This is a genomic window from Paracoccus subflavus (assembly GCF_004310345.1).
Taxonomy (GTDB): Bacteria; Pseudomonadota; Alphaproteobacteria; order Rhodobacterales; family Rhodobacteraceae; genus Paracoccus; species Paracoccus subflavus.
Window position 1 is genome coordinate 1 of record NZ_SISK01000018.1, and the last position, 15,898, is coordinate 15,898.

General features: G+C 65.4%; 16 protein-coding genes. 11 read left to right on the forward strand and 5 right to left on the reverse strand.

Going from position 1 to position 15,898, the window contains the following annotated elements; translation table 11 throughout:
- Positions 1-149: 149 nt before the first annotated feature.
- The 4 genes from EYE42_RS15545 to EYE42_RS15560 all read right to left on the reverse strand — a co-directional run bounded on the left by EYE42_RS15545 (position 150) and on the right by EYE42_RS15560 (position 4,723).
- Complete coding sequence (locus EYE42_RS15545; protein ID WP_165455825.1) at positions 150-1,613, reverse strand: biotin carboxyl carrier protein; 1,464 nt, start codon at positions 1,611-1,613, stop codon at positions 150-152.
- A complete protein-coding gene (locus EYE42_RS15550; protein ID WP_130992229.1) occupies positions 1,610-3,001 on the reverse strand; it encodes an acetyl-CoA carboxylase biotin carboxylase subunit in 1,392 nt (463 codons plus the stop codon). The genes EYE42_RS15545 and EYE42_RS15550 overlap by 4 nt, the downstream gene beginning before the upstream one ends.
- A complete protein-coding gene (accB, locus tag EYE42_RS15555) occupies positions 3,002-3,478 on the reverse strand; it encodes an acetyl-CoA carboxylase biotin carboxyl carrier protein (RefSeq protein ID WP_130992230.1) in 477 nt (158 codons plus the stop codon). It lies immediately after the preceding gene.
- A 72-nt stretch (positions 3,479-3,550) separates the two neighbouring features.
- Complete coding sequence (locus EYE42_RS15560) at positions 3,551-4,723, reverse strand: CaiB/BaiF CoA transferase family protein (RefSeq protein WP_165455826.1); 1,173 nt, start codon at positions 4,721-4,723, stop codon at positions 3,551-3,553.
- 332 nt (positions 4,724-5,055) lie between these two features.
- Here EYE42_RS15560 and EYE42_RS15565 point away from each other — a divergent pair, with 332 nt between their 5' ends.
- The 7 genes from EYE42_RS15565 (at position 5,056) to EYE42_RS15595 (ending at position 11,285) form a co-directional block, all read left to right on the forward strand.
- Complete coding sequence (locus tag EYE42_RS15565; RefSeq protein WP_130992232.1) at positions 5,056-5,838, forward strand: citryl-CoA lyase; 783 nt, start codon at positions 5,056-5,058, stop codon at positions 5,836-5,838.
- A gap of 57 nt (positions 5,839-5,895) precedes the next feature.
- Positions 5,896-6,879: a TRAP transporter substrate-binding protein DctP gene (dctP, locus tag EYE42_RS15570; RefSeq protein WP_165455827.1), complete on the forward strand. Its 984-nt coding sequence runs from the start codon at positions 5,896-5,898 to the stop codon at positions 6,877-6,879.
- Positions 6,880-6,922: 43 nt separating this feature from the next.
- Positions 6,923-7,894: a TRAP transporter substrate-binding protein DctP gene (gene dctP / locus EYE42_RS15575; RefSeq protein WP_130992234.1), complete on the forward strand. Its 972-nt coding sequence runs from the start codon at positions 6,923-6,925 to the stop codon at positions 7,892-7,894.
- Positions 7,895-8,024: 130 nt separating this feature from the next.
- Positions 8,025-8,537 carry a TRAP transporter small permease gene (locus EYE42_RS15580; RefSeq protein ID WP_165455828.1) on the forward strand — a complete coding sequence of 171 codons (513 nt, stop codon included), beginning with the start codon at positions 8,025-8,027 and terminating at the stop codon, positions 8,535-8,537.
- Positions 8,534-9,844 (forward strand): TRAP transporter large permease, encoded by a 1,311-nt coding sequence (locus EYE42_RS15585; protein WP_130992236.1) that lies wholly within the window; start codon positions 8,534-8,536, stop codon positions 9,842-9,844. Before EYE42_RS15580 ends, EYE42_RS15585 begins: the two co-directional genes overlap by 4 nt.
- 21 nt (positions 9,845-9,865) lie before the next feature.
- Positions 9,866-10,624, forward strand: a complete 759-nt coding sequence (locus EYE42_RS15590) for an SDR family NAD(P)-dependent oxidoreductase (protein ID WP_130992237.1) — start codon at positions 9,866-9,868, stop codon at positions 10,622-10,624.
- Between the two features lie 16 nt (positions 10,625-10,640).
- On the forward strand, positions 10,641-11,285 hold the full coding sequence (locus EYE42_RS15595) for an isochorismatase family protein (RefSeq protein ID WP_130992238.1): 645 nt from the start codon (positions 10,641-10,643) through the stop codon (positions 11,283-11,285).
- Here EYE42_RS15595 and EYE42_RS15600 read toward each other — a convergent pair.
- Positions 11,266-12,057 carry an IclR family transcriptional regulator gene (locus tag EYE42_RS15600; RefSeq protein ID WP_130992239.1) on the reverse strand — a complete coding sequence of 264 codons (792 nt, stop codon included), beginning with the start codon at positions 12,055-12,057 and terminating at the stop codon, positions 11,266-11,268. The two genes, EYE42_RS15595 and EYE42_RS15600, sit on opposite strands and share 20 nt — an antisense overlap.
- Positions 12,058-12,261: 204 nt before the next feature.
- Here EYE42_RS15600 and EYE42_RS15605 point away from each other — a divergent pair, with 204 nt between their 5' ends.
- The 4 genes from EYE42_RS15605 to EYE42_RS15620 are packed head-to-tail and all read left to right on the forward strand — an operon-like array spanning position 12,262 to position 15,889.
- Complete coding sequence (locus EYE42_RS15605; RefSeq protein WP_130992240.1) at positions 12,262-13,110, forward strand: VOC family protein; 849 nt, start codon at positions 12,262-12,264, stop codon at positions 13,108-13,110.
- 41 nt (positions 13,111-13,151) lie between these two features.
- Positions 13,152-14,006, forward strand: a complete 855-nt coding sequence (locus EYE42_RS15610; protein WP_130992241.1) for a VOC family protein — start codon at positions 13,152-13,154, stop codon at positions 14,004-14,006.
- A gap of 44 nt (positions 14,007-14,050) precedes the next feature.
- Positions 14,051-15,361 (forward strand): aromatic ring-hydroxylating oxygenase subunit alpha, encoded by a 1,311-nt coding sequence (locus EYE42_RS15615; RefSeq protein WP_211657962.1) that lies wholly within the window; start codon positions 14,051-14,053, stop codon positions 15,359-15,361.
- 27 nt (positions 15,362-15,388) lie between these two features.
- The gene (locus EYE42_RS15620; protein WP_130992243.1) at positions 15,389-15,889 is read left to right on the forward strand and encodes an aromatic-ring-hydroxylating dioxygenase subunit beta; all 501 of its coding nucleotides are present in this window, start codon (positions 15,389-15,391) and stop codon (positions 15,887-15,889) included.
- Positions 15,890-15,898 lie beyond the last annotated feature (9 nt).

A 15,898-nucleotide genomic window follows, 5' to 3' on the forward strand; every position in this document is an offset into this window, starting at 1 on the left:
AGCGCTGACCGCAAGGCTCCCCCCCGCGACCGGATCGTGCCAGGCGCCGCCGTAATACAGCCCTCGCTGCGAGGGAAAGACGTCGCGATGGGCGTCGCGGGAATTGGTCGGGACATTCATCGGCTTGTTTCTGTTGGGGGTTGTCATGGTCAAGCTGTGCCGCCGCGCAACCGGATCGAGAGCCCTCCGGCGCCGAAGGACACCTCGCGGCGCCCTTCGATCCTGGCAAGGCGCTCGACGATGTCGACCAGCGAACTGCCATGCAGAGGTTCGGCCTGGGGTTCGGGAAGCCGCCGCATCTGCTCGACCGCGTCGGCGTCCACATAGAAGCGGGTGATCAGCTCCTCGTCGGTCAGCCCCTGACCGAACTTGGCCCGGATTTCCTGCAGGGTCGGTTCCTCGAACACATGCGCGGCAAGCTGGCGTGCCCGGGGCCGGTCCAGAATGCGGTCGCGCACGTCCGAGTCGATATGCTCCAGGGCCTCGCGCCCCCACCAGCCAAGGGCATAGCCGATGATCTCGTCCGTGACCTGGCCATAGCGCGTCCCCGTGATCACGTTGATGGCGGCCTGGGTGCCGACGAACTGGGACAGCGGCGTGACCATGATCGGATAGCCAAGATCGGCCCGCACCTGCCCGGCTTCTTCCCGCGTGGCGTCCAGCCTGTCGGCCATGCCCACCTTGGCCAGCTGGAAGGCCAGGTTCGAGATCATGCCGCCGGGGATCTGGTGGCTGTAGATCGTGTGATCGTATTCGACGGGCTGGCCGACGGGCAGGCCATCCCGTCGGGCGATGCGCGTGAGGAACTCCGACACCTCCTCGAGCGGGGCGAAGTCCAGAGGAACGTCATGGCCCAGGGCGCGCAGGTTGCGCACCACGCCAAACACCGAGGGCTGAGATGATCCGTTGGCCAGCGGCGGGACGGCGGTGTGGATGTGGCGGATGCCCATCCGGGCGGCCTCGACGGCGTTGTAGGGGCCCATGCCGTTGTTGCAATGATTGTGGAACTCGATCGGGATGTCGCCGGCTGCCTCCTGGACCAGCGGCAGCAGCACGGCCAGCCGGTCAGGGGTCAGCAGGCCGCCCACGTCCTTGAAGCACAGCCGGTAGGGCTTCATCGCCGCGGCCTTGCGGACCCGGCCAATGAAATAGTCGTCGGTGTGGCGGGGCGAGATGGAATAGATCAGGTTAATGACCGATTCCATGCCCATCGCCCGCATGGTGTCGTGTTCCTCGCGCAGCGTGTCGAAGTCGTTCCAGGGATCCGATATCCGGGCATGGGTAATCCCGCTGTCGATCACCTTCTGCACCAGCAGCTTGCCGATGCTTTCGGGCACCTTGCCGATGCCGGTGCGATAACCGCCGTGCAGGCGCAACTGCGTCCGGCTGGCGCGCTTCACGCCAAGGCGAAGCCACTGGAAGATGTCCTCGTTCAGGTCGCGCAGCGACTTCTTGATCTGCGCGGCCGGCACGATGAACTCGATGGCCTCGTAGCCTGCCTGGTCCAGACGCTCCAATGCGGTCAGCATGACCCCGGTGCGCATGTTCAGCGCCCAGAGGCTCTGCTGTCCGTCGCGAATTGTGGTGTCGATGATCCTGACGACGTCGCTCATCCCGTGTTCCCCCCTTGTGACGACAATGGCACCGTTGCGCCGAACCGCTCGACCGCCGCCTCGAGCCATCGCGTGTTGATCCGGCCGGCCTGATAGTCGGGATCGGAGATGACGCTGCGCAGGAACGGAACGGTCGTTTCCACCCCCTCGACCTGGATTTCGGCAAGAGCCGCAGTCATCCGCGCGACCGCCTGCGCCCGGTCGGGTGCATGGACGATCAGCTTGGCCAGCATGGAATCGTACCAGGGCGAGACCAGCCAGCCAGCCTCGGCATGGGTGTCAATGCGAACCCCGAATCCGCCCGGCATCGTCCAGCGGGTGATCCGCCCCGGCGTCGGGGCAAAGTTGCGCAGCGGCGCCTCGGCGTTGATGCGGCATTCGATCGCATGTCCGCGAAAGCCGATATCCGCTTGCGACAGATCCAGCCGCTCGCCTGCCGCGATGCGCAACTGCGCGGCGACGATGTCGATGCCGGTGATCATCTCGGTCACCGGATGCTCGACTTGGACGCGGGTGTTCATCTCCAGGAAGAAGAAGGCTTCCCGGTCCCGATCGACGATGAACTCGACCGTCCCGGCGCTGCGATAGCCGATCCGCTGCGCCAGCGTCACCGCCGCCTCGTGGAGGCCCTCGCGCAGGGAGGGCGTCAGGCCGAAATCGGGGGCTTCCTCGACCATCTTCTGATAGCGGCGTTGCAGCGAACAGTCCCTCGCCCCAAGATGCAGCACCGTGCCCTGGCCGTCTGACAGCACCTGGACCTCGACGTGGCGGGCGTTCTCGATATAGCGTTCGATGAACAGGGCGTTGTCGCCGAAGGCCGCCTGCGCCTCGGACGAGGCATTGGCGAAGGCCGCGGCCAGTTCGTCGAGATGGCGCACGATGCGGATGCCGCGGCCGCCGCCGCCGGCCGCCGCCTTGAACAGCAGGGGAAAGCCGACCGTCCCGGCGATCTCGCGCGCTTCCTCGACTGAATGCAGGCGCGGGGAGCCCTCGGCCAAGGGGACCTCCGCCTCGATGGCAAGCCGCCGCGCCTCCAACTTGTTGCCCATGGCCCGGATGTTGTCGGGGGTGGGGCCGACGAAGACCAGCCCGGCCGCCTCGACATCCGCGGCGAAGGCGGCGTTTTCGGACAGGAAGCCGTATCCGGGGTGGATCGCGTCACAGCCCGTCCCCTGGGCCGCGGCGACGATCCGGGCGCCGTCCAGATAGCTTTTGGCAGCCGGGGCCGGACCGATCACCACCGCCCTGTCGGCCAGCCTGGCGGCCATCGAATGCCTGTCGGCCTCGGACACGCCCGCCACCGTCTCGATCCCCAGCGATCGGGCGGCGCGGATCACGCGCACCGCGATCTCGCCGCGGTTGGCGATGAACACCCTACGCAGCGTCATTCAGGCACCGTCCGGGCGCACAAGGAAGATCGCCTGCCCGAATTCGACGAAATCGCCGTTTTCGACCAGCTGCCTGACGACAGTGCCGGAAACCCCCGCGGGGACCGTGTTGAACACCTTCATCACCTCGATGATGCCGACGGTGGCTTCGGCGTCAATCGTCTGGCCCGGCTTTACAAAGGGCTCGGCCCCCGGCTCGGACGCCGTGTAGAAAATGCCCACGATCGGGGCGGTGATCTCGATCAGGTTGCCGTCAGGCAGCGCCTGGGGGGCCGGAGCGGGGGCGGCTGGGACGGCTGCGGGGGCCGGCGCGGCGGCGGAAGCAGGTTGCGGCTGGGGCCGGACCGGATCGGTGCCAGGCACGCCGTTGCGGCTCAGCGCGATGCGAAGCTCGCCGTCGTCTATCCGTATCTCGTCGAAGGACGACTTCTCGACCAGTTCCAGGATGCGGCTGATCTCTTCTGCGGTGATGGGCATGTGACCTCTCTTTCCTTCTCATGTCCGAAGACCGGCACCAGCGGCATCAGCCGGCCGGCCGGTCCGCCCGGCTCAGGGCGTCGCGGTGGTGACAGCCCGTATTTCGCTGTCCGCTAGGCCGCAGTCGCGCAGCACCTCGGCGCTGTGTTCGCCCAGCAGTGGCACTGGGCGGTCGGCCGGGTCAGGAACGGGGCCGGTGGTGGCGAAGCCGCGCCCGACCAGCCTAGTGGCCCGCGATCCCCGGCCGAAGACCGACACCAGGTTCTGCGAACGCACCTGCGGGTCCGCTAGGGCCTCGTCCAGCCGGTGGATCGCCGCGCAGGGAACGTCCGCCGCCCGCAGCATCTGCAGCCATTCCGCGCGCGGCCGGGTAGCGATGGTGCGCTGCAGTTCGGCGCGCAGGGCGTCATAGTTGGCATGGCGCCGCGTGCGCGGGTTGAACCGCGGATTGCTGTCCAGATCGTGCCGGTCCAGCACCCCCAACAGCGCGGTCCAGAACTTGGGAAGCGAGGACAGGTGGATCGCCAATGCGCCGCCGTCCGCCGCGACAAAGGCATAGGACTGCGAAACATGCGCCCGCGACGTGTGGTCGGGAACCGCCCCGTTAGCCAGGTATTCGGCGACGGCATGGGGCTGGAACGCCAGGCTGGCGGCCAGCATGCTGACCTCGGCATGCTGGCCCCGACCGCCGTTCAGCCCGCGTGCCACAAGCGCCCCCAGGATGGCCTGGACCGCATAAAGCCCGGTCAACTGATCCGAGATCGGCGGCCCGACCGCTTCGGGCGCCGCCATGTCGGTCAGTTGGCTCCACAATCCGCTGCGCGCCTGCGCGATGGCGTCATAGGTCGGCAGGTCACGGTCCGGGCCGGTGCTGCCAAGCCCGGAGATCGAGCAATAGATCAGGCCGGGAAACTCCGCGCAGAGCCTCTTTGGCCCGATCCCCGAGTCGTCGAGGATGCCGGGGCGGAAATTGTCGATCACCACATCGGCGCTGCCGACAAGGCGCAGATAGGCCTGCTTGCCCGCTTCGCTGCGCGTCTCCAGCGTCACGCTTCGCTTGCCGCGGTTGTAGGCGGCAAAGGACGGGGCGATGGCGTCATCCGAACCGGCCCAACCCCGGAAGGGATCGCCGCGTCCCGGCATTTCGATCTTCACCACGTCCGCGCCCATGTCCGCCAGCAGCATGCCGGCGAAAGGGCCGCTGATGACGTTCGCCATTTCGATGATCCGCATGCTCTCCAGCATCTGATGGCCCTCCCCTGCCAGCATCTGCAGCCCGTGAACCGGGCATCTTCCGGCGCACCGGTCTGGGCGGCATTATCATGAGCCTGCGCCTGCAATGGCAAGAAGGAAGGCCGCTGCCTCTGCTTTTATCTTTATAATGAAGAATTTGGCCCGGTAACCGGCGGGAGTTTTTGATATTTGCATTAATGGTGCCGGGGGAAGGCGTGGTATTCTCTCTGATTGATAACGCGGGACGCAGGATAGATTGACAAGTTGGCCCCTATACAATCGGGTTGGGCACAGGCGATCACGGCGCGTCGCGCTGCCGTGAAGGATCTATAACGGGGGGGGATATGCGCGTAGGAAAGGCTCGTGCTAAGAGCTCGATATCGACTGCCGATGAAACCTCTGTCACGGTCCGCGGGCTGGATCTGGCCAAGGAGTTGATGCCTCAGGCCAGCTTTTCGGAATTCTACTTTGTTCTGGTGGCCGGCAGAAAACCCAGCGATATCGAGCGCCGTCTTCTGGACGCAACGCTGATCTCGATTGCCGAACATGGCATGACGCCCAGCGTCGCGGCGGCCCGCATGACGCTGGCGGCCGCGCCCGAGGCATTGCAGGGTGCCGTGGCCGCAGGGATCCTGGGCTGCGGCAGCAAGGTTCTGGGGACGGCTTCCGATGCCGCCGTGCTTTTGCAAGACGGGGTCGAGGCTAGCGGCGGCGATCCGGACCAGCTGGCCGGACAGGCCGCGGCGGCGGTGGGCCGTATCCGGGCCGAACGCAGGTTGCTGCCGGGTTTCGGCCATCCGCTGCACCGGCAGGGAGACCCGCGCGCCCAGAGCCTGTTCGCCTTGGCGCAGAGCCTAGGAACCTCGGGCCTGCACTGCCGCTACGCCCTCGAACTGGAGCGGGCCGCCAACGAGGCCTTCGGGCGGCCCATGGTGCTGAACGTGTCCTGTGCCATACCGGCCGTGCTGCTGGATGTAGGCTTTCCGGCCCGTGCCATGCGGGGCATCCCGATCCTGGCGCGGACGGCCGGCCTGATCGCGCATCTGGTCGAGGAAATGGAGCATCCCGCGGGATTTGCGATGGCGGGGGCTGCCGCCGAGGCCGTGCCTTATGTTCCCGGGGATTAGGCGGTCGGGCGGAGCCGGTGGGGGATGCCGGGGGGCATTTCCGAAAGGGGGGAGGGGATGATGGACAGACGAACGGCTATTCTCTCGGGCGCGGCGTCGGCTGCGCTGCTGTCGCGGCCGGTCCGCGCGCAGGGGGACGAGTTGCGCCTGCTGACCGGCTGGGACGATCGCTCGGAAGTGGTCATCCAAGTGGTCGATCCGCTCATGGTGGCGCTTTTGGCGGGGGCCGGGCAGGGCATGAGCGTCCGGCGCTTCGGCCCCGAGACCATCCCGCCCTTCGAGCAGCTTGACCCGGTAGGGCGCGGGGTCTTCGATCTGCTGTTCACGAACGGCGCATATCACTATAATCAGAGCGCAGTCGCCATGGCGGTCGAGGCCTTCGATGTAACCCCCCGGACGCTGCGCGAATCCGGTCTGTGGGACTACGTGGACGACCATTACCGGCGCTTCGGTCTCAAGCTTCTGGCCTATCTGGTCGATCCCAACGGCTATAACCTGATCCTGAAGGAACCCCTGACCGACACCGCGCTTGCCGGCCGCCGGATCCGCGGGACGCCGGTCTATCATCCGCTGATCGAAGCCCTGGGCGGGGCGCCGGTGGTGCTGCCGGCCAGCGAGATCTATCCAGCCCTGGAACGCGGCGTCGTCGATGGCGCCGCCTGGCCGTTGGTCGGGCCCTATGGCTTTCGCTGGTTCGAGGTGTCCCGCTATCTGATGCGGCCGGCCTTCGGGCGGGTCGGCTATCCCGTCTTCATCAGCTTGGCGCGGTGGGAGGCCCTGCCGCAGGCTCAGCGCGACGGGCTGGTGCAGGCCGGGGCGGATTTCGAAAGATCGGTCGGCGCCATCTTCGATGCCATGATCGCCACCGAGGAGGCAGCGCTTGTCGGAGAGGGGATGGGGGTGACCCGGCTTGACGAGGCGCGCGTGGCGACGATCGCCACCGCCTGGTCGGAAGGCGTGCTGGGCCTGGCGGGCCAGCAGAGCCCCGACGAGGTTGCGGAAATGACTGAGATCGGCCGAGGGGCCGGGCTGCTGCCCTGAGGCGCGGCCGCATGAACTAGACAAAAAGGGGAGGACGCTGAGGATGAGGAAATTCGTGGCAATGCTGGCCGGCGCGATCGGGCTTGCCCAGGTCGGCGCGGCTGCCGCCGAGGAACTGCGGCTGCTGACCAGTTGGGACACCAGCTATGCACCGGTCGAGGCGGTGATCGACCCGCTAATGGACAAGATAACCGAGGCCACGGACGGCGCGCTGACGGTGACGCGCTTCGGCCCCGAGACGATCCCGCCCTTTGAGCAGCTCGATCCCGTCGCGCGCGGCGCCTTCGACCTGCTGGTGACGAATGGGGCCTATCACTACAACCAGACGGCCGCCTCGATGGCTCTGGAGGCCCTGACCGCGGATTCTGCCAGCCTGCGGTCCTCAGGGATCTTCGAGGCCGTGGACGCGCATTACCAGACGCTGGGACTGAAGCTGATCGGCTTCCTCTATGACCACGGCGGCTATCACATCATGCTGCGCCAGCCGCTGGGAAAGGGCCTGTTCGAGGGCCTGCGCATCCGCGGTACGCCGGTCTATCACCCGGTCATCGAGGCCCTGGGCGGGGCGCCCGTGGTCCTGCCCGCCTCCGAGATCTATCCCTCCCTCGAACGCGGCGTCGTGGAAGGCGCGGCCTGGCCCACCATCGGCGCCGTGGGCTTTCGCTGGTTCGAGGTGGCGGACTACATGATGCGTCCTTCCTTCGGGCTGGGCGGCTATCCGGTCCTGATGAACCTCGACCGCTGGAACTCTCTGGACGAAGCGACTCAGGAGAAGATCCTACAGGCCGTCGAGGCCTATGAGCCCGAGGCCGCCCAACGCTTTGCCGAGGTCGGCGCGGCCGAGAGCGAGACGCTTGCCCAAGAGGGGATGGAGATCACACAGTTGCCCGAGGACATCGTGCCCGTTGTGAACAAGGCCTGGTACGAGGGAGTCATGGCCCTGTCCGAACAGCAGGATCCCGAGCTTATCGCCGAGGTAAAACGCCTAGGCGCCGAGGCGGGTCTGACGCCCTGATCACCCTGCAGACGATGCGACCGAAACCGGGCCGCATCAGCACCCCAGCCCTGCCGGGTGCCGCAACTGGCGCCTCCAGCGATCGAACCAGAGAAAGATCATGAGTCCAGAACACACACAGAGCACAGCCTTGTCGCGTCTCCTTGCGATGCACGACAATCTGTCAAGAGCGACTTGGTATGGCGCGGCGATTGCCCTGGGGCTGGTGGTGGCGATCTTCACCTACGAGGTGTTAAGCCGCTATCTGCTTGCCGCCCCGACCCGCTGGGCCAGCGATGTCGTCGCCTTCTTGCTGCTGGCGACCGTCTTTCTGGCGGCGCCTTGGCTGGCGCGGACCCAAGGGCATGTTGCCGTGACCATCCTGCCCGATCTTCTGCCCCCCGGGGCGCAGCGCGCGTCGATCGCGGCGGGCTATCTGATCGGGGCCGCCGTCTGTTTCTGGGCGACCTGGATGTGCGTGGCAGAAACTGTGCTGCTTCAGCAGCGGGGCACCATGACCCTGACCAGCTTCCGCATCCCGAAATGGTGGCTGATGGCGGTGATGTCCTACGGGCTTCTGGATTGCGGCCTACAATTCATCCGCGCCGCAGGTGCAAGGCTGGCCGACGAGGGCCCCACGGTTTCCCCCGGAGGTGCGTCTTGACATCCGGGATCGCTGCCACCGCGATCGGCATGGGGGCCTTGCTGTTGCTGATGGCCACGGGCATGCCGGTCTTCGTGGCCTTCATGATCGTGAACCTTGTCGCCGTCGGCCTCATCATCGGCGAGGCCGGCTTCGGCATGTTCGTCAACAGCCTGTTCGAGACGACCACGACGCTTTCGCTGGTCACGGTGCCCCTGTTCATCCTGATGGGCGAGATTCTGTTTCGCAGCAGCGCCGTGGACGTGGTGCTTGGGGCCGTCGACCGGCTTCTGGGCAAGGTCCGGGGACGGCAATACATCCTCAGCATCCTGCTTTCGGCAATCTTTGCCACCCTGTCGGGGGCGGCCATGGGCGTTGCAGCCATGCTGGGCCGGTCCCTTCTGCCCAGCATGATCCAGCGAGGCTATGATCCAAGCCTGGCTGCTGGCAATATCCTGGCAGGAGCCAGCCTTGCGCCGCTGATCCCGCCCAGCGTCCTGACGATCATCATCGGCACGCTTGCCGGGGTGTCTATTTCGGGCTTGCTGGTGGCCGGGATCGTGCCTGGGCTGATGCTGGCCGTCATCTTCATCCTCTACACGATGCTTCGGATAATGCGAAACCCTTCGCTGGCGCCGATCGATTCCGGGCCGCGCCGCAAACTGTCCTTCGGCGACGTGGCAAGGTCGGTGGTGGATCTGCTGCCCTTTACCGCAATCATCCTCATGGTGATGGGGCTGATCCTTGCCGGGGTCGCCACGCCGACCGAAGCCGGGGCAATGGGCGTTCTGGGCGCGATCTTCGCCGCGGCGGTCAACCGCCGCCTGACGCTGGGATTGTTGTGGGAATCGCTCACCTCGACCGCGCTCGTTTCCGGGATGATCCTCATGATCATGGCCAGTTCGAAGCTGTTCAGCCAGCTTCTGGCCTTTTCCGGGGGCGCCACGGCGGTCACCAATCTGGTGGTCGGGCTGGATCTGCCACCGCTGGTCATGCTCGTGATCCTGCTGGCGCTGCCTTTCGTGCTGTGCATGTTCGTCGATCAGATCGCCATCATGCTGATCGTGATTCCGATCTATCTGCCCGTTGTCCAGCATCTGGGCTTCGACCCGATCTGGTTCTGGTGCCTCTTTCTGGTGGACATCACGATCGGGGGGATCACGCCGCCCTTCGGCTATACGCTCTTCGCGCTCAAGGGGGCCTGGGCCGAAGGAAGCCTTGCCTTGGTCTTTTCCGCGGCCTGGCCGTTTGTCTTTCTCTTCGTCCTGGGAATGGCGATCATGATCGCCTTCCCTTCGATCGTGACCTTTCTTCCGTCGCTGATCTGACCAACCTCCAAGGGGATCCTCATGCAAGGAACCGACCCGAAGGCCATCATGATCACCGGCGCCGGGCAAGGCATCGGCCGCCATTTCGCCGAGCGCCTGGCGCGGGAGGGGCATCGGATCGCCGTGGTCGATGTGCGCGCCGACGCCGCGCAGGCCGTGGCCGAAGCCATCACGGCAACCGGCGCCGAGGCTCTGGCCATCGGCATCGACATCACCGACGAAGCGGCCATGGCCACGGCGGTGGGCGACATCGCGGCGCGCCTTGGCGGCCTCGATGTGCTCATCAATAACGCGTCGATCTTCTCGACCCTGAAGATGCGCCCCTTCTACGAGATCCCCGTCGATGAATGGCGCAAGGTGATCGACGTCAACCTGACCGGGGGGTTCATCTGTGCCCGCCATGCCTTTCCCGTGATGCGGGCGTCCGGCTGGGGGCGGATCGTCAACATCGCCTCGGCGGTGGTGCCGATGGGGCGCGCAAACTATCTGCACTATGTCGCCTCTAAGGCCGGAGTGGTCGGGATGACCCGGGCCATGGCGCGAGAACTGGGCGGCTTCGGGATCACCGTGAACGCGATTCTTCCCGGCGCCGTCGAGACAGAGATCGAGCGCGAGACCGTCAGCCCCGAGCAGCGGGTCGCCTTCATCGCGCAGCGGAGCCTGCCGCGAGCTCAGGTCCCGCAGGATCTGGGCGGGGTCGTGTCCTTTCTGATCTCGGAGGATGCCGGGTTCATGACCGGGCAAAGCCTGATCGTGGATGGCGGGATGATCTTCAACTGACCAGAGGAACGGCGCCATGACGACGCAAGGGCAGACCTTCGGCAACAGCATCGGCTTCGGCAGCCGCCCCGCGGTTTTGGTCATCGACCTCTGCCGCGCCTTCACCGATCCGCACCGTCCGCTGGGTGTCGATTGCACCGCGGTGATCGGGCAGAGCAACCGCATCCTGCGCGCGGCCCGCGATGCTGGCCACCCGGTGATCTTCTCAACCGTGCGCTATGACAGCCGGGATTTCTCGGATGCCGGCATCTGGGGCCGCAAGATCGGCGGGCATACCGACCTGGGTGCCGACGGCGACGGCCCCGAGATCGATCCCAGGCTGGAGATGGAACCCGCGGACACGCTGTTGGTCAAGAAATACGCCTCGTGCTTCTTCGGTACGGATCTGTCCAGCCGCCTTGTGTCCCAAGGCGTCGACACGCTGGTGATCTGCGGCGTCACCACAAGTGGCTGCGTGCGGGCCTCGACGGTCGATGCGATCCAGTACGGATTTCGCCCCATCGTCGTGCCCGAGGCCGTGGGGGACCGCTGGCCCGACGCCCACGACCAGTCGCTGCGGGACATGGCGGCGAAATATGCCGATCTTATGGGGGCGGATGCGGTGGTCGAGGCGCTGTCGGCCCGGGCCGGATCGCCGCAGGTCAGGGGCAGCGGAACCTGATCTGCTGTTCGTCAAGCCCATAGGAGGACAGTTCGCGTCCGATGGTCGCGGCCGTGCGCATGACTTCCGCAGCGATCATCGAAAAGACCGAAGGCTCGATCCGGCTCGAGGGACCCGAGCAGGAAATCGCGGCCACCGGCTTGTCGCGGACGAAAATCGGGGCGGCGATGCAGCGCAGGCCGATCTCGAACTCCTCGTCGTCGATCGAGTATCCGCAGGTGCGGATCTTCTCCAGTTCGGCCAGGAACGCGTCAGTGTTGGTGATGGTCCGGGGCGTCAGAGGGTGGAAGGTTCCGCCACCCATGTATCGCTCGACGTCGAGGGGTGGCATGAATGCAAGCAGGGCCTTGCCGACCCCGGTGCAATAGGCTTCCAGGGTCGTGCCGACGATGGTCGAAATGTGCAGGCTGCGCGGCGCCTGAGCCTTGGCGATGTATCTCACCATGTCGTCCACGAAGGTTGCCACATGAACCGTCTCGCGCAGGGTATGGCACAGGCTCTCAGAGTGGCGGTTGAACATGGCCAGCACGTCGGGGATCCGGGAGGTCTGGGGCGCCGCGCGCAGCAGGGCGCTGCCCAGGGAATAACGCTTCTCGTCATCCCGCTCCAAGGCGCCGACAGAGACCAGCGTCTTGAGGAACCTGTGCGCCGTGGGCACCGTCATCCCCGTCTCTCTCGCTGCCTCGCCCAGTGTCATCCCTTCTCGCTCGCCCGCGATCAGCGTAAGCAGGCGAAAGGCTTTCACCACGGATTCGTTGGTCGGCGTGGCCATGCCCCCTCCTTCAGGTCTCTCCCACAAACTTTCTTAATATCCGGAAGTCTCGATTGCAACTATTGACAGTGACAGGGGGCAGCGTAATTTTGTCTCCATAGCGCATCGCCGGGAGAGAAGGCGGCATGCCGCAAGGAAAAGCCACGGGTGGCGCGGGCCGCTCACCTGCTCAGGCATGACATCCCGGGGGAGGGATCTTGCATAATGCAATCTGCTGACATCGCATTTGTGCGGCTGGTGACGGCCGATGTGGGGGCCCATGCTGCCTTCGCGGGGGACATGATCGGCCTTCAGGCTGTACCCGGCGGCGAGGGGGAAGCCTGGTTCCGCTCCGATATCCGCCGCCGCACCCTAGTCTTCACCCCCGACGGGCCGTCATCGGTGGGCATCGCCTTTCGCGACCCTGAGCACCTGGACCTGATCGCCGAGAAGCTGCAAGAGGCGGGCCATTCCGTCGAACGCCACGACCGCGCGGCCTGCGACCGGCTGTTCGTGCGCAAGGGGATCAGGGTTTCGGACCCTTCGGGCAACGTCATCGACCTGGTGCAGGGTCCGCATCATTCCGGCATCCGCTTTTTTCCACAGCGCGACAACGGGATCCTAGGGCTGGAGGGAGTCGCCCTGCGCTCGGCCTCTCCCGAACGCGATCTGCCGTTCTGGCGCGATCTGCTGGGCTTCGATCTGCGCGACAGGGCGGGCGAGATCGTCTATCTGGGCACCGACAGCCTGCATCACCGCATCGCCCTCTATCCCTCGGACCGGCCAGGGATCTTGGCCATCAACTTCGCTGTCGAGGATCTCGAGCTGGTGATGCAGAACAGGTATCACCTTCAGGCCCGGCAGGTCCGGCTTCCCTTTGGGCCGGGGCGCCAGGCCGCATCAGGCCAGATCTTTCTGATGGCCGAGGGACCTGAGCGGTTGCTCTACAACCTTGTGACCGAAACCGCGCAGGTCGATCCCGCACGGCACCGTCCGCGCCAGTTCGCCGCCGATCCGTATTCGCTCTGCTCCTGGGGTTCCAGGGCGCAGGGTGTGGCAGAACTGGAACTCTAGCCCGGACCTGATCCGGCCGCCGCACAAGGAGGAGATGAGACATGATCGAACTCAAGGACGTCTGCTACGCCCGTCTCGGCACACGGGATCTTGAAGGCGCAACGACCTTCGCCACTGAATTTCTCGGTCTCGAGGTGGCCGAGCAGCGCCGCGATGCGGTCTATTTTAGATCCGACGAGCGCGGCCACACGCTGTGTTATTTCGAGGGCGATCCGGAGGATCAGACCGTGGCCTTCGAGGTCGAGGACGAGGCGGCGCTGCTGGCGGCCGCTGATACCCTGGACCGCATGAACCACCGCGTCGAGCGCGGCACCGCCGACGAATGCGCCCGCCGCAAGGTCAAGGACTTCGTCGCCTTCCGCGATCCGACCGGCAACAGGATCGAACTTGCCGTCCGCCCCGAGCGGAGCGGAAAGCGCTACTTCGCCACCCGCGACGCCGGCATCACCGGGTTCAGCCATGTGGGCCTTTACACGACCGATCCGGTCCGGGACGAGGCTTTCTGGACCCAGGTCTGCAACGCTCGGGTCAGTGACCGGATCGGGGACATTCCGTTGATGCGGGTGAACGAGATTCACCACACGATCGCGCTTCTGGCATCGGACAAGCCGGGCGTCCAGCATATCAACCATCAGGTCACCAACAACGACGACATCCTTCGTTCCTATCATTTCCTTGCGGATCGGAACGTCGAGATCGTCTTCGGTCCGGGGCGCCACCCGACATCAGGGGCACGGTTCCTGTATTTCAAGGGACCAGACGGGATGGTTTACGAATACTCGGTCGGCGTCGATGCCATCGAGGACGAGAACAGTCACCAGCCGCGGCAGTTCGGCTTCGAGCCGACCAGCCTGTGCAAATGGGGTTCCAAGCCGCAACCTGCCTTCCGCCGTTAACCGGGGGCTCCGCCTGCACGCCCTCTCAGGAAAGGATACCTGCAGTGAACAAACCGACTTCTCCCGCCCAACTCGCCGTCTCGCGCGGTCTTTCGATCGACGATCTCGTCGAGCAGAGGCGGGTTCATTCCGCCATCTACACCGATCCCGAGATCTTTGAGCTCGAGATCGAACGCATCTTCAACCGCACCTGGATGTATATTGGCCATGAAAGCGAAGTGCCGAGGACGGGCGATTTCCGGCTGCGCAAGATCGGCCGGCAACCCGTCATCATGGTGCGCGGCAAGGACGGCGCGGTGAATGTCATGATGAACCGCTGCCTGCACCGCGGCGCCGTGGTCGCCGAGGTCGAAAGCGGAAACACCAAGTTCTTCCGCTGCTGGTATCATGGCTGGACCTATGACACCTCGGGCAAGCTGGTCCAGGTCACCGCCGATGCGGGCTACGAGCCGGGCTTCTGCGAGAAGAAGGGCGGCCTTGCTCGTCCCGCCCGGGTCGAGGATTATCGCGGCTTCGTCTTCGCAAGCCTGTCCGACGACGTTCTGCCCCTCCGCGAGCATCTGGGCCAGGCGGCCGATCTGATGAACTATCTTATCGACTTCTCGCCGACCGGCAAGATCACCGTGAACGCCGGCGTCAACAAGACCGTGTACCGGGGCAATTGGAAACTGGTCGGCATGGATGGCTATCACGTCAACTACGTTCACGCCTCGGTCGTCGAGGGATGGGCCGATGACGAGAACTCTGGCATAGCCGCCATGCACAAGAACGACCCGTTCAGCGACGAGGCGCTGACGCGCACGCGCGATCTTGGCCGGGGCCACGTGCTGCTGGATTTCCGCGAGCACCGGATGGCCAGCATCGACAAATACGTGGACTTCCTGCGCTCGATCCCCGGGGGGCCGACCTATATCGATGCGATGTTCGCCGCCTATGGCGAGGAGCAAGCCAAGCGGAACCTGTCGCTGGCCGGAGATCCCCATCTGGGCGTCTTCCCCAACCTTCAGGTACTCGGCAACCAGATCCGGATCATGAACCCGGTCGGGCCCGACGAGACCGAGGTGCTGATGTTCCCTGTGCTTCTGGACGGCGTGCCCGACGAGATCAACGCCCTGCGGATGCGCCAGCACGAATCCTTCTATGGTCCTTCGTCATCGGGCTCGCCCGACGATGCCGAGATCTTCGAACGCGCGCAGATGGGGATGAACGCCACCGTTAACCCCTGGATCGACATGTCCCGCGGCCTCAACCGCGAGATCGTGGATGTGGACGGCACCCGCGTCGGACGCATTTCGGACGAGACCACGCAGCGCGGTCAGATGCGCGAGTGGAAGCGCCTGATGAGCATGGCCTGAGGCAGCGGCAAGGCAGGATCGATCCAGATGAACAAGCACGCGACCATCGCCAGGCAGAGTGAAGTCGGGCAGGAATACGAGGCGTTTCTCTTTCACGAGGCGCGCCTGATGGACAACCACCGCCTCGAGGAGTGGCTGGCGCTGTGGGACCGGGACTGCCTCTACTGGGTGCCCTGCAACGCCGAGGAGGTGGACCCCAACCGCCAACTCTCCATCATCTACGATGGGTATGACCAGATCCGCGAGCGGGTGCGCCGCCTGAGCGGGAAGTTCGCCCATGCCCAACAGCCCAAGTCCCGGCTGATCCGCGTGCTGTCCAACATCGAGATCGAATCCGCCGACGACGGCACCATCACGGGGCATTCGACCTTCGTGCTGGGCGAGGTGCGGCTGAACCGCCAAGTGACCTGGTTCGGCCGCAACGAACACACGCTGGTCCGCACCGAGGAGGGGCTGCGGATCCGGCGCAAGAAGGTCTTCGTGCTGAACAATGACACTCCTATGCCGAACATGACCTTCCTGATCTGACCGGCCGGG